Here is a 12,503-nt window from a genome sequence, read left to right on the forward strand (position 1 = left end):
AGGGGGGACGGGGTTCACAAGCTGGGCGGGAGACCCGCCCAGACGACCCCTCACTTTTCTGGTTTTATGTTTTGTCTCTCACAGTTAACTGTGGTTTGTTGAAGTCCCCCCATCCCCGCGCTCGTCATTTGTCATTAGTTCATCAATAACTAGCGATAAATGACTAGTAACAAAGCGGTGCGACCCCGCGGAATCTTCGATCCGCTCTGGGTAGCGCACCAAGAGAGGACAAATAATCATGGAATTTAAGTTTGAAGTCACGGAATTTAGTCGTTTTTTACAAGAAGAGTTAACAGTTTCCTCTACTGAAGTTGCTTTTGTCATGCAAAAACAAGAGGAATTAAAGGCACCCATCCCTATGCTTCTCTGGCAATACGGTTTAGTATCACAATCGGGATTAGATCGTATTTTTGATTGGTTAGAGACTAGATATTAGGTCGCCGTCACGACTTGTAAATCTTGTAAATTATTGAGGAACAGAATTATGCCACCAATTCAGATTAACGATACAACTTTGCGGGATGGGGAACAAGCAGCAGGAGTTGCTTTTACTGTCGCAGAAAAAGTTATCTTTGCTACTTTGATGGATGCCATTGGGGTACAGGAGCTTGAAGTAGGCATACCCGCAATGGGTAGTACCGAAGCTGAAGCGATTACCGAGATTAACAACCTGGGTTTAAAAACCCTGCTTACTGGCTGGAATCGGGCGGTGCGCTCGGATATTGATGCTTCTCTTGCTTGTGGTTTAGAACGGGTGCATATATCCGTTCCTGTCTCGGAAATTCAGATTGCAGTCAAGTTTCAAGGTAATTGTCAGTCAGTTTTTGACCGATTGCGTGACACTCTTAGCTATGCTTGCGATCGCGGTTTGTATATTTCTGTCGGTGGTGAAGATTCTTCCCGTGCTGATGATAACTTTTTGCTAGATGTGGCTTTAGCTGCTCAAGATTGGGGTGCATCCCGTTTTCGTTTTTGCGATACGGTAGGTATTCTCGATCCTTTAACTACCCATAAAAAAGTACAGCAGTTAGTAAGTAAGCTAATTATTCCAGTAGAGATGCACACTCACAACGACTTTGGTATGGCAACAGCTAATGCTTTAGCAGGAATTAGAGCAGGAGCAACTTCTGTTAATACTACTGTCAATGGTTTGGGGGAAAGAGCGGGTAATGCTGCTTTAGAAGAAGTGGTTATGGCACTCAAACGGATCTATGGGATCAACACTGGGATCGACACCAGTCAATTTAAAGAAATCTCAAAATTTGTGGTTCGAGCCTCTGGTTGCGATGTTCCTCCCTGGAAAGCGATTGTTGGCGACAATGCCTTTACTCACGAGTCTGGTATTCACGGACACGGAGTACTGCAAAATCCTGCTACTTACGAACCATTTTCCCCCGAAGAAGTAGGACGAGAACGTCGTTTAGTGATTGGTAAGCATACTGGTAAACATTTGGTTACTAATCTTCTGCAACAACACGGCATTACTTTAAATCAAACCGAAACGCGATCGCTAGTAGATGCAGTGCGAGACTTATCAGTGGAATTAAAACGTAGCTTAACCCCAGACGAGTTATTAAATCTAATTCCTAACCTTAATTAGTCTTTAGATTATTTGTTCTTTGTCATTGGTTGTTTTTGATTCATTTTTTGTCAACAACTAATGAATGATTGTTAGCCAAAGCCCCTATCAACTAACCCCTAACCCTAAAAAATCATGAAAGTAATGCTACACAAGAACGATCTCGGACATTTATCTGTATATGTCCCGAAGAAAGATCTCGAAGAGGAGGTTGTCGAGCAAACTTCTACCACCGAAGGAAAGGTTTTAACTTTGGCAAACGGTTGGCAATTATCTTTTAAAGATTTAGCAGAAGACACCAAACTACCTAAAACTTTCAATGCCAAAAAATTATAATTGGTTGTTTGTCTTTCTTCCTTAATCTTTTGTTAGATGGTGTCTAGAAAAATTAGAGACTAACAGCTAATAACTAATAACTAATAACTAAAGACAAATGACCAAGCACTAAATAAAGGGAAAATAATTATGAGTGTGCTAACTGGTTTAACTAAAAGCGGATCGGCTTGGAAACCGAAATTTATGACAAACATTGACCAAGATGTTTGCTTAAACTGTAGCAGATTTGCTCAAATATGCGATCGCGATGTTTTAAATTTGCAACCAATGAATAAATTTGGTGAATTTATCGATGAAGATGACGATAAGATTAAACTTCAAGCAATGACTATTGCTAATCCTGAAAATTGTGCCGATTGCCAAGCTTGCGTTAGCATTTGGGACAAATTCCCTACCTATGTACCTTTACCTGCATGAAGGAAGCTAGCAATGAAAGGGAAACATTTTAAAAGCTCGTTAGCGGTTCGACATAAATTTCTCATTCTTTTACTCCTAACTCTAGCTGTCATCTTCGATCTAGTGGTTCGCCAACCAAGCTCAGAGTTATTAGACAAGCAATCTCTACCTGAAATGCCAACAGCAAGATAACTGAGAAATCTTCATTCAGCTTTGGGGGTTGGAGTAGTAATCATTAACAATTAACTCCAGGAATTAACCATGAACGATTTAGAACGTATCCGAGAAGAAATGATAACTATTTTAGTTCTCATACTGACTCTCGCTTTTACCTCTAGCAATCTCACCCCAGAGTCATTAGAAGAAGATCATCAACCTTGGACTGAGAGATTGCCATTGACCGTAGCGTATCGATTAATAATCTAAAGACCACTATACTAACAAACAGGAGTCACGATCATGGGTAAAATTGGTATTTTTTATGGCAGCACTGCTGGTGTAACTGGAGAAATTGCTGAAAAACTCGTCGAACATTTTGATGAAGATGTCTGCGATCTTTACAACATGGAAGAAGATTTTGACGATTTTGATGATATGTTGCAATACGATTACTTGCTGCTTGGCTCTTCCACTTGGGGTTCTGGTGAAGTACAGAATGATTGGCGCGATCCTTTAGTAGAGCTTGAAGATGAAAAACCTGACTTTACAGGGAAAAAGATCGCTTTTTTTGGTGCTGGAGACTGTAATTGTCATGGCGGGAATTTTGTTAGTGCTTTGGGTATTCTATACGACTATTTCAAAGAAGCAGGTGCAACAATAGTCGGGGATGTTCCTACAGACGGTTATACCTTTAAAAGTTCTTTTGCAGTGCGCGACGGTAAGTTTGTCGGATTACCTATTGATGAAGTCAACGAGAGCGAAAAGACTGAAGAGCGTATCGAATCTTGGATTGAAAATCTACGTCAGTATTTTCCTCAGTAATCGAATGTAATGCATTCATAACTATATTGAATCATGCAAACTATCCAAGAACAGTTTTCCTGGTGTGATGTTGAACCCGAAGTTAAACAATTATTGCTTTTAGCTAGCGACAATTGGGAATATACGGATTTAGCGGAAAAATACATCAGGGAAGCTTTATTTAAAGCGAGTAATAACCTCGATGTTCTAATTGGAGCGTATCGTTTCTTTTTCTACAAACATCAACCCGCAACCGCGCTATCCATTGCGGAACAAGTTCTACAAACGATCGCAACTAGGGAACATTTGCCCATTGAGTGGTCGGAACTTAAGTCAATTCTGTTGGCTCGCAAATTAGAACCCAAGATCCGACTCTATCTTAATGCCTATGCTGCTAAGGGTTTGATTCTCGCTCAGCTTGGCAAAATTGAGTCAGCTAAAGCAATCAGCGAAAGAGTTAGAGAAATCGATGACAGCCGTGAATTTTGCTCCACTACTGTCTTTGAAGTGATTACGCGATCGCCAGATGAGGAAGAAGACGAATAATCGGCGTTGCTGATTTAGCGAACGAGTGCGCGACGGCGAAGCCGAGTCCTTTAGGGGTCTTGGGCGGGGCTTACAAGTTCTGCCGTGAAACGACAGAATCAGCCCCTTGGGTTTCCCTCAATGAGCAACTCGTTCAAGACAGGTATGAAACCAATAGTAATATTGTTCGGAGCTTTTGAGCTTCTAAGCTCTAAGACGGGGCTTATAAACTCTTGGGGAAACCCCAAGAGACAGCCCCTCCTCTAAGCTTTAAGCCTCTATGAATATTAATAAAAAAGTAGAATTCTGCGCTTTTCATACCACCATGAGGCAACGACGAATAATCAACAACAAAGGATAAATAACTAATGACTGATAATCAGCGTCAAGAAGAATATTTCCAATTAATCGAACGCCTACTCCGTTGTCCCAATGGTAAAGAACCAGAAGTTTTAGATGCTAGTGCCGATTTGATAGATGAAAATTTCATCAGAGCTGTTATGCAGGTAGCAACCGTTATGGCGCACGAAAATAACCAAGAAGGTTCTAAATTCCTGATCTTTATCGCTCGTCAACTCTCGAAAGAACTAGGCTTGTATCCAGAATTAGCAACTGAAACCTCAGACTAATGACAGTAATTAAAAGACTCAGCCAAACTACAGAGAGTTGGCTTCAAAAAAAGGGCTACAGTACCGAAAATTTAAACGAGCGAGTTGATAATGGTGCAACAGCTTTAATAATTGCCAGTCGGGAAGGGGCGATTGATGTGGTGCGAGATTTACTCGCTAGCGATGTTCATATCAACCTGAAAAATAATGATGGGAATAATGCCCTTTGGTTTGCTTGTTTCAGCAATCATTTTGATTTAATGCGGTTGCTAATTAATGCTGGTATCGATCTTGATAATCAAAATGACAACGGCGTAACTGTATTAATGTATGCTGCTTCGGCAGGAAAAACAGATGCAGTCAAACTTTTGTTAGCAGCAGGAGCAAATCCCCATCTTAGAAACTTAGATGATTTTAAGGCGATCGATTTTTCCAGCACTGTTGAGATTCTCAAGTTATTGCGTAAATCCGCTTCCAAGTCAGGGAATAGGAATTAACAATTAGAGGAAACAAGTAATCAACCACTAACTACTAACTACTAACTACTAACCACTAACCAATGACCATTGAGCAATTAGAAACAGTCGGCAAAAAATTCCATGACGCTACTAAGCATTCTCCTTTGTCGGTGATGCTCGATCCTAATTATGTGGATGCGTCAACTCAGCCTACTGCTTTTAAAAGCTATCCTAACTTTTATCGTCGTTTTCCTTTAGATGAAAATAATTCAGTTCACAACTTTATTCGTTTAACCAGCGCAATTACCTTTGAAAAAAAGTACAAATATGATTCCTATCAATTGAGAGTAAATCCCTCAGCAGGAGCATTATATCCTACCGAAATTTATGTTCAAATTAGAGGGATCAAAGGGATTGTCGATGGTATTTATCATCTAGAAGTAGCTACCGATTCACTAACTTTGATTTATGAGTTAATTGATGATGGCTTAGAAAGCTATATCTTACCCAATTGTTTGGTCAAAGGTTTGATCTTTTTAGTTAGTTGTGCCTATTTTCGTTCTAGTTGGAAATATAAAAATAGAAGTTTACGCTATTGTTTTTTAGATAGCGGTCATCATCTAGGCGCGATAGAAGCTTCGGCTTATTTGTATCAAAAAGATATTCAAGTTATCTTTAATTTTGATAAAATCGCGCTTAATAACGACCTGGGATTTGAAAATAAAGAATTTGTTACTGCCAGTGTTGTTTCTGGCGAAATTAAGTCTAAAACTATCCGTAAATTGCGATCGCCCTTGCCTTTTGTTTCCTCTACTGACTACTTTGAAGTCAATCCTTTAATCGAAGCGGGATATAAAGCTACAGTTTTCCAAGATTTTAAAAATAATTTATTTCCTAACAAAAATATAGTCCTTCAAAGCCCTCCTTTTAGTTATCAACTAGAACAATTTAGAGAAACAATTATCACAAGGCGATCCGCAAGAGCTTTTAAACGCGGAGAGATTTCTCAATTAGAATGGTTACAAATTTGGCAGTGTTTAACACAGCCTTTGCTTACAATAAGTAAAGAAACGATTGAAATCTATTTAGTAATTAATTATATTGAGGGTATGGAGTCTGGTTTATATCGAGGACTTCAGCTACTCCAAAGCAAAGATTTTAGCGAGAAAGCCAAATATTTGTGTGTTAATCAAGCACTGGCTAGAGATAGTGCCGTAACTTTGTTTTTAACCTCCACTTATAGTAACTATCAAACAGCTATGCAAGCTGCTGGTTGGCTCGGACAAAGACTTTATTTAATCAGTAATTATTTGGGCATAGGCTGTAGTGGAATTGGAGCTTATCACGATGATGAAATCCAGGAATTCTTAGGAACAAATAAAGATATTCTCTATGTCATAGCGATTGGACGTTAAATTAGATAAGCAGGTGACATCAATATAACAACTAACAAAATTATCATGAAAATTGCCAATAACATTACAGAACTTATCGGAAAAACCCCTTTAGTACGCTTAAATTCGATTCCTTTTGCCGAAGGCTGTTTGGCTCAAATCGTAGTCAAATTAGAAAGTATGAATCCCGCATCCTCAGTTAAAGACCGCATCGGGGTTAATATGATTAATGCTGCCGAAAAAGCTGGTTTAATTACTCCTGGTAAAACAGTATTAATCGAGCCGACTTCAGGCAATACAGGAATTGCCCTAGCAATGGCTGCTGCTGCTAAAGGTTATCAGATCGTTTTAACTATGCCTGAAAGTATGAGTCAAGAAAGACGGGCAATGTTAAAAGCCTATGGAGCGCAGTTAGAATTAACTCCTGCTAGCGGTGGTATGAAAAGCGCGATCTCTCGTGCCGAAGAACTAGCAGCAACTCTACCCAATGGGTTTATGCTCCAGCAGTTCAAAAACCCTGCTAACCCAGAAATTCATCGCCAAACCACAGCAGAAGAAATTTGGGCAGATACCGATGGAGAAGTAGATATTTTAATTGCTGGTGTTGGTACGGGGGGAACAATTACAGGTATTGCTGAGGTTATCAAACAGCGCAAAAGTGACTTTCAGGCGATCGCTATTGAACCAACTGACAGTGATGTCCTTTCTGGTGGCAGTCCAGGAAGTCACAAAATTCAAGGCATCGGTGCGGGTTTTGTTCCTGAAGTATTAAACGTTGAGGCGATCGATGAAGTTGTCAAGGTTACTAACGAAGAAGCTTTTGATTATGGTCGTCGTTTAGCAAAAGAAGAAGGCTTACTTTCAGGTATTTCTACAGGAGCAGCTTTAGCAGCAGCTATCAAAGTTGGTAAAAGACCAGAAAATGCGGGCAAGTTAATTGTCATGATTCAACCCAGCTTCGGCGAGCGTTATTTGAGTACCCCACTGTTCCAAGATTTAGAAGAGGATAGGTCATTACTCATTAGTCGGTAAGGATGAACTGCTGTTCTCCCCTAATGGATTGTCGATTGCTAAGACAAACAACAAAAAACGAAAGATAAGATTATGAAAACCCAAGAAGCCCCCAAATCGACCTATAAAATAGAAGGAGAATTTCTCGGTTTCATTCCCAAGCCAGGAAACGAACTTAAATATATTCGAGTCCAGGTGGGAGAACGCATTATCCCAATTAAACTAGCAAAAGAATTACGGGAAACTCTAGGAACAACATTAGTACAAGGCGATCGCCTATCCGTATTATTGGAGCAAAAAGGTTCGGGACATATTAGTAAGTTGAAGCTGAAAACTGAGAGCGTTGAAAAACTTAGTACTACTACTAGTACTCAAATTTTTGAATCTAACTCTGTTTCATCAGTTTCGACAACTTCTAAACCAGAAAAAATCAAACAAGGCAAAATTCTGGTCTGTCGCAAATCTAGTTGTTCCAAGCGAGGAGGAAAGCAACTCTATCGCGCTTTAACAGAAACCCTCAGCCAATTAGGATTACAAGACCGAGTAAGTATTGAACTAACAGGCTGTCAGAAGCAATGTAAAAAAGCTCCTAGCCTAATTTTGATGCCTGGTAAAGCCAAGCACGCTTATGTCGATCCTAATGACCTTACTTCACTGCTAAAAGCTCATTATTTGTAGTTATTTGTTCTGTGACAGAGCGCACAAGTCGAGGGGTCTTGGGCTGGATGCGATTCAGCCCCTAGAGAACCCCGTCCGCCCTTTGAGGGCGGAGTCGTCTCCTCACTTTTGTGATTTGTTGTTTGTCTAAATAACCAATGACGAGCGACCCTGCGGTGCAAAAGAAGCGGAATTTGTAATCCGTTTACACCCGTCGCATTAGGGTGTTTATCCCCATCGCATTTGGGGGCAAAGCGGTCAGACCCCGCGTTGGCGAAAGACCCTAAAGGACTCGCTCCGCGTCGCGCTAGTGTTGACTAATGTGACTGATAACTAATGACTAATGTGACTAATGGCTAACGACCAACGAATAACGAATAACGACCAATGACTATTCACTAATCACTATTGGAGATAATCATGGCAAAAGTTACATTTTATGAAAGACCAGGCTGTGTTAATAATGCTAAGCAAAGAGCTTTATTATGGGCTTCGGGACATGAAGTAACAACTCACAATCTGCTGAAAATTTCTTGGACAGCTTCCAGCCTACGTCCTTTTTTTGGCGATCTCCCTATAACTGAGTGGTTTAATCAAACCGCGCCTCAAATAAAGTTAGGCGAAATAGTTCCCGAAAATTTAGATGAAACTACAGCATTACAACTAATGATTGAAAATCCTTTGCTGATTCGTCGCCCGCTCATGCAAGTAGAAGATATTCGTCGAATAGGATTCGATCGCGACAAGATCGATACTTGGATTGGGTTAGCATCACCAAAAGGCTTTGAGGATCTAGAAGAATGTCCTCGAACTCATTAAATAACTTAAAGACTAAATCCATCTACAAAAATAATACCAATTTACAAAAATGATAATCGGTTTGGTAGGTGATTGAGGGTTAGAGGTCAGAAGAAACAGGAGATTAAATCTTCTTTATTCGCTCTCTTCTGGCGAAATAGTATAATCTTCAATTTCCCAAGTGGTTTGTTGTTCTGGTTGAAGGTACTCTGCCTTGAGAAGACGAAGCCTGCTTTAACTTCTTAAAAATTAACAACCAACGACTAACCACTACCCATTAACCATCAACTCAATTATTCCTCAATCTCTAATATCTGTTTTAGTTTCAGGCGATCGCTATTTTTGGCAGAAAAACGACTATTTTCGATATCTCGAATCCAGCTTTGACTTTTGCCCATTTGTTGCGCTAGTTTCCTTTGGCTAATTCCCAAATGTTTTCTCGCACCAGCAATTTGTTCGCCAGTTAGACTAGATACAGTGTGAGTTTTACTTTGGCGACGAGTCTTGCGTTGTTTTTTATTTTCCCAACGAGATAATTGTTTATCCCATTCGATGGTAATTCAAAATGAAGAATACGAGCCTTCATCAATAAATTCCATTTTCCTGGCGGTGCGGAGTCGGTAATGCTAGTTTCATTACAACCATCTTTAATCCAAAATTCCATTGCTTCTTCTGCATCATCAGGAATAGCAGCCAATCTCGCCCACAAAGGCTGAATTGCGGTGGGATAGGTAACAGGATCGAAAACAGGCTTTACTTGATAATGATTGAGAACTTCTAAGTCACTTTCAAACCTGCGTAGTAATCTCTTTCGTTTTTCTCGATGTAGCGAAGCCTCTCTAACTTTGGCTTCTCCATACGCCACATACATTAGCCTAGGAACAGTAACACGCTGTTGTTTACCCATTTTGGTTTTAAACAACAGCCACAGCATCATTCTCACCGCCCCTTCATGTTGATGCCAAATAGTCATGACTGTGGTTAACAAAAACTTGGGTAGAGTACCGTACTGATAATAAGCAACATATTTTTTGTATCCCTGCTTATTCAGAAAATACCGCGCCCACATTCCTGCTCTGATTCTAAAGGTCATACCTACAAGATGTTTGTAACCTTGAGCATCTTCTTGAAAATGGTTGTCGATCGCCACTAAATGCCAAATACGGTCTTTTGGTACAGAAAATGATTGAATTTTACCCTGTTGAAACCAATCAACATCAGCTATTAGTTGACAAGGTTGTTGTATCAAGGATTTAATTAGAGTGAGTTTGGCGGCTTTACTGAGGTCTTTGCGTTTGTCTAAGCCCAAATAAGTTTCAATTTGCTTATTATCGATGGCAAACTCTTGTTCCCAAGGTTTTTCTAAGCTAGTAGCCAAGGCAGCAAATATTAAATGCACACAAGCTGCACGAATATCCATCGCTTCAATTATCGGGTTGGCATCTTGATAACTCAAAGTCTGCTTGACATTAGCATCGATATCATCAGCGAGCCGAAACTCGATCTTGCCTTTTCCCTGTTTGACCTGACGCTTAAAATAAAGTTTGCCACTACTATCAATTTGCCACGGAAAATCCGATCCTTTTGCCAATATATTGCAAGCTTCCCAAATAACCATAGAAGAAGCGATCGGATTATTATGACCATTGGCGAAAAGATGGTGGGTATTCAAGACTCTTGGTTCAGCTTTATATCTACCTTTTTTAGTAGGTAAAGGAAGAGGCAAGCTGTCAGGACAACTGCTGACACATGGGGCTTGAGAATTATCATCTTCGCAATTATTACATAAACCAGGTTCTACCCAATGCTCATTATTATTATCTATTTGAATTGCCTTTGTTGGACATTCAGGTAAGCAAATACCACAATGGGAACAACTTGGGGGAATCGTGTAAGGCATAGCAAAGTTCCTCCTCGGACTATTTTTTAGTTACGAAAACTATGTTAAATATTTATATTGTTTAATTTCTAAAAATAACAAATTATATTGATGCGGACATTAGCCAATGTCAAAAAATAATGACATCAAAAAAATAAATGGTTTTAGAAAATTCAAAATTTACTTTATCTATTAGTCAATACTATTGCGAGATAATTTACTTTAGATTTATTACTTATAAATGTTTACATAATCTTTTTTGCCATTCTGTTACATTTGATAGATTTTGTAAACTAAAAAATATTCTTTAGATTTTATTTATGTTCTTGTTTTTTTGTCTTATGCAAGAAGACAAAAAATTATATATTTTGAAGATTTCGTTTTACTTTAAAACAATTAAATAATACAAATATAGTCATTTTTAACATAAGCTTTAAATAAGCCAATATCAAAAAAAATAATTATTAATGTAAATTTAAATAAGCCTTATTCCCAATTTAGCCCCGCTTTTCTTCTCTTTCTAGGCTTTTATACATATTTTTAGAGCTTGGTTTCCATTCTCTAATTAATTGCCTAACTACATCATTCATAGATATTTGAAGCTCTTCACAATAGATTTTAAGCTTGATATATTCTGCTTCTGTTAGCCTTAAACTAAACCTTTTCATGGTGTCAAAATAACATCTTCTTGATGCTGCCCAATAACGATAAAAGTTGATTGTTTTGATAAATGGCATCATTTTGACACCATTTTGATGCCAAGATTTAGCTCAATTAAAAGTATTGAGGTTTAAATATGAATAAAATTGTCCTGGTGAATATTATTTATATCATTGATAGTTTAATAGACTTAAAGCAATCGATCGCATTTAGATTCATTAGAATTAATTAGAGATGTACTCAAACACGACAAACGTTAATCTACAACGCAGTGATATTTAACCTGGAATAGAGAGATGAGTATTTCTGAGTTGAGACACGAGTATTTTAAGATTGAGAGATGAGTATTTTTTATATAATACGCCTAATGTTAATTAGCGGTGAGACCCCGCGTCGGCGTAAGACGCAAGGGAATGCTCACCAAGACCCTTCCGCTTGAGACTTATTAGTTCGTAGCTTTAAGCTCTAAGCTCCAAGCTCTAAGCTTTTTAAAATTTGATTGTTGTGGACAACGAGTATGAAAAGCGCAGTAAAATTATCAATAGTAGTCAATTTCAGTCGAATGATTTCTGGAAGATTGATTGACGCTAAGGCAACAATTCCCATAATTTTCCGTTTACCCACACAACCAGATTTCTCTCTGAACTAGACTGCAACCAGATAATGTGGTAAGTAATTTTGAAGCATTTATAGAACTTGCTAAATATGGTGTCCTAACTGAAGATTTAGCTAGAGAATTAGCACCATCAGCAGGATTAAGAAATCGTTTGGTTCATGAATAAGATGAAATAGATTCTAATCAAGTATTTAAAGCAATTTCTTTTGCGCTACAACAATATCCTCTGTATGTGAAACAAATCAATAATTATTTGATTTCCTTAGAAGAATAAAATTTTCAGTTAGGACACGAATCATCTTCGCTTGTTTGCTGTTGCTGTGCGCGTAAATTTTCCAGGTTTCGTCGATAAGTCTCCGTTTTGGAATGATCTGAACCCAAAACCCGATCTGCAATCTCCAGAGCTTGGGTATATAGGGGTTCAGCTTGATCGTATTTTTCTTGCTCTGTGTAGAGATACGTAGTAGAAATTATGCATTTAACTTTGAAAAATTTAGATTGCGTGCTACTTTTATTTATTCTGAGACATGAAATATTAGAGAATTAAATGATAGGGTAGGGTGGGCAATGCCCACCCTACTTTTTGATTTTTATAAGCCACGACAATTTTTAGGCGTAAGTCTCAA

General features: G+C 38.7%; 17 protein-coding genes and 1 pseudogene. 15 read left to right on the forward strand and 3 right to left on the reverse strand.

Annotation, left to right across the window (positions count from 1 at the left end):
• The first annotated feature begins 238 nt into the window (after nt 1-238).
• From H1P_RS23990 to H1P_RS24045, 14 genes are all read left to right on the forward strand, one after another.
• Nucleotides 239-436 carry a DUF2949 domain-containing protein gene (locus H1P_RS23990; RefSeq protein WP_144872090.1) on the forward strand — a complete coding sequence of 66 codons (198 nt, stop codon included), beginning with the start codon at nt 239-241 and terminating at the stop codon, nt 434-436.
• A gap of 48 nt (nt 437-484) precedes the next feature.
• Nucleotides 485-1,600, forward strand: a complete 1,116-nt coding sequence (gene nifV, locus H1P_RS23995; protein ID WP_144872092.1) for a homocitrate synthase — start codon at nt 485-487, stop codon at nt 1,598-1,600.
• 114 nt (nt 1,601-1,714) lie between these two features.
• The gene (nifT, locus tag H1P_RS24000; protein ID WP_144872094.1) at nt 1,715-1,915 is read left to right on the forward strand and encodes a putative nitrogen fixation protein NifT; all 201 of its coding nucleotides are present in this window, start codon (nt 1,715-1,717) and stop codon (nt 1,913-1,915) included.
• Between the two features lie 129 nt (nt 1,916-2,044).
• The gene (locus H1P_RS24005; RefSeq protein WP_144872096.1) at nt 2,045-2,332 is read left to right on the forward strand and encodes a 4Fe-4S dicluster domain-containing protein; all 288 of its coding nucleotides are present in this window, start codon (nt 2,045-2,047) and stop codon (nt 2,330-2,332) included.
• Between the two features lie 12 nt (nt 2,333-2,344).
• Nucleotides 2,345-2,503 carry a hypothetical protein gene (locus H1P_RS36425; protein WP_186376113.1) on the forward strand — a complete coding sequence of 53 codons (159 nt, stop codon included), beginning with the start codon at nt 2,345-2,347 and terminating at the stop codon, nt 2,501-2,503.
• 69 nt (nt 2,504-2,572) lie between these two features.
• Nucleotides 2,573-2,737: a hypothetical protein gene (locus H1P_RS36430; RefSeq protein ID WP_186376114.1), complete on the forward strand. Its 165-nt coding sequence runs from the start codon at nt 2,573-2,575 to the stop codon at nt 2,735-2,737.
• 33 nt (nt 2,738-2,770) lie between these two features.
• On the forward strand, nt 2,771-3,292 hold the full coding sequence (locus tag H1P_RS24010; protein ID WP_144872098.1) for a flavodoxin: 522 nt from the start codon (nt 2,771-2,773) through the stop codon (nt 3,290-3,292).
• A 33-nt stretch (nt 3,293-3,325) separates the two neighbouring features.
• The gene (locus H1P_RS24015) at nt 3,326-3,817 is read left to right on the forward strand and encodes a hypothetical protein (protein WP_144872100.1); all 492 of its coding nucleotides are present in this window, start codon (nt 3,326-3,328) and stop codon (nt 3,815-3,817) included.
• 347 nt (nt 3,818-4,164) lie between these two features.
• Complete coding sequence (locus H1P_RS24020; RefSeq protein ID WP_144872102.1) at nt 4,165-4,425, forward strand: hypothetical protein; 261 nt, start codon at nt 4,165-4,167, stop codon at nt 4,423-4,425.
• A complete protein-coding gene (locus H1P_RS24025; RefSeq protein ID WP_144872104.1) occupies nt 4,425-4,901 on the forward strand; it encodes an ankyrin repeat domain-containing protein in 477 nt (158 codons plus the stop codon). Before H1P_RS24020 ends, H1P_RS24025 begins: the two co-directional genes overlap by 1 nt.
• Before the next feature lie 62 nt (nt 4,902-4,963).
• Nucleotides 4,964-6,277 carry a nitroreductase family protein gene (locus H1P_RS24030; RefSeq protein ID WP_144872106.1) on the forward strand — a complete coding sequence of 438 codons (1,314 nt, stop codon included), beginning with the start codon at nt 4,964-4,966 and terminating at the stop codon, nt 6,275-6,277.
• Between the two features lie 45 nt (nt 6,278-6,322).
• Nucleotides 6,323-7,288 carry a cysteine synthase A gene (gene cysK, locus H1P_RS24035; RefSeq protein WP_144872108.1) on the forward strand — a complete coding sequence of 322 codons (966 nt, stop codon included), beginning with the start codon at nt 6,323-6,325 and terminating at the stop codon, nt 7,286-7,288.
• Nucleotides 7,289-7,360: 72 nt separating this feature from the next.
• Complete coding sequence (locus tag H1P_RS24040) at nt 7,361-7,945, forward strand: (2Fe-2S) ferredoxin domain-containing protein (protein ID WP_144872110.1); 585 nt, start codon at nt 7,361-7,363, stop codon at nt 7,943-7,945.
• A 399-nt stretch (nt 7,946-8,344) separates the two neighbouring features.
• A complete protein-coding gene (locus H1P_RS24045) occupies nt 8,345-8,743 on the forward strand; it encodes an ArsC/Spx/MgsR family protein (protein ID WP_144872112.1) in 399 nt (132 codons plus the stop codon).
• A 272-nt stretch (nt 8,744-9,015) separates the two neighbouring features.
• On the opposite strand, the pseudogene H1P_RS24050 reads toward H1P_RS24045, so the two are convergent.
• Both H1P_RS24050 and H1P_RS24055 read right to left on the reverse strand, forming a co-directional pair.
• Nucleotides 9,016-10,622, reverse strand: a pseudogene (locus tag H1P_RS24050) (helix-turn-helix domain-containing protein).
• Nucleotides 10,623-11,098: 476 nt separating this feature from the next.
• Complete coding sequence (locus tag H1P_RS24055) at nt 11,099-11,341, reverse strand: hypothetical protein (protein WP_246141931.1); 243 nt, start codon at nt 11,339-11,341, stop codon at nt 11,099-11,101.
• Nucleotides 11,342-11,926: 585 nt separating this feature from the next.
• On the opposite strand from H1P_RS24055, the gene H1P_RS37665 reads away from it, so the two are divergent.
• Complete coding sequence (locus tag H1P_RS37665) at nt 11,927-12,043, forward strand: HepT-like ribonuclease domain-containing protein (protein WP_222427207.1); 117 nt, start codon at nt 11,927-11,929, stop codon at nt 12,041-12,043.
• 113 nt (nt 12,044-12,156) lie between these two features.
• Here H1P_RS37665 and H1P_RS39480 read toward each other — a convergent pair whose 3' ends face one another.
• Nucleotides 12,157-12,411 carry a tetratricopeptide repeat protein gene (locus tag H1P_RS39480; protein ID WP_144872116.1) on the reverse strand — a complete coding sequence of 85 codons (255 nt, stop codon included), beginning with the start codon at nt 12,409-12,411 and terminating at the stop codon, nt 12,157-12,159.
• Between the last annotated feature and the right edge of the window lie 92 nt (nt 12,412-12,503).

This window comes from Hyella patelloides LEGE 07179, from assembly GCF_900659865.1.
GTDB lineage: Bacteria > Cyanobacteriota > Cyanobacteriia > Cyanobacteriales > Xenococcaceae > Hyella > Hyella patelloides.

Excerpts from the sequence above, each read along its gene's own strand:
- nifT (WP_144872094.1), top strand. The coding sequence starts at position 1,715 with ATGAAAGTAATGCTACACAAGAACGATCTCGGACATTTATCTGTATAT.
- H1P_RS23990 (WP_144872090.1), top strand. The coding sequence starts at position 239 with ATGGAATTTAAGTTTGAAGTCACGGAATTTAGTCGTTTTTTACAAGAA.
- H1P_RS24015 (WP_144872100.1), top strand. The coding sequence starts at position 3,326 with ATGCAAACTATCCAAGAACAGTTTTCCTGGTGTGATGTTGAACCCGAA.
- cysK (WP_144872108.1), top strand. The coding sequence starts at position 6,323 with ATGAAAATTGCCAATAACATTACAGAACTTATCGGAAAAACCCCTTTA.
- H1P_RS24010 (WP_144872098.1), top strand. The coding sequence starts at position 2,771 with ATGGGTAAAATTGGTATTTTTTATGGCAGCACTGCTGGTGTAACTGGA.
- H1P_RS36430 (WP_186376114.1), top strand. The coding sequence starts at position 2,573 with ATGAACGATTTAGAACGTATCCGAGAAGAAATGATAACTATTTTAGTT.
- H1P_RS36425 (WP_186376113.1), top strand. The coding sequence starts at position 2,345 with ATGAAAGGGAAACATTTTAAAAGCTCGTTAGCGGTTCGACATAAATTT.
- H1P_RS24020 (WP_144872102.1), top strand. The coding sequence starts at position 4,165 with ATGACTGATAATCAGCGTCAAGAAGAATATTTCCAATTAATCGAACGC.
- H1P_RS24040 (WP_144872110.1), top strand. The coding sequence starts at position 7,361 with ATGAAAACCCAAGAAGCCCCCAAATCGACCTATAAAATAGAAGGAGAA.
- H1P_RS24030 (WP_144872106.1), top strand. The coding sequence starts at position 4,964 with ATGACCATTGAGCAATTAGAAACAGTCGGCAAAAAATTCCATGACGCT.
- H1P_RS24045 (WP_144872112.1), top strand. The coding sequence starts at position 8,345 with ATGGCAAAAGTTACATTTTATGAAAGACCAGGCTGTGTTAATAATGCT.
- nifV (WP_144872092.1), top strand. The coding sequence starts at position 485 with ATGCCACCAATTCAGATTAACGATACAACTTTGCGGGATGGGGAACAA.
- H1P_RS24055 (WP_246141931.1), bottom strand. The coding sequence starts at position 11,341 with ATGATGCCATTTATCAAAACAATCAACTTTTATCGTTATTGGGCAGCA.
- H1P_RS24005 (WP_144872096.1), top strand. The coding sequence starts at position 2,045 with ATGAGTGTGCTAACTGGTTTAACTAAAAGCGGATCGGCTTGGAAACCG.
- H1P_RS24025 (WP_144872104.1), top strand. The coding sequence starts at position 4,425 with ATGACAGTAATTAAAAGACTCAGCCAAACTACAGAGAGTTGGCTTCAA.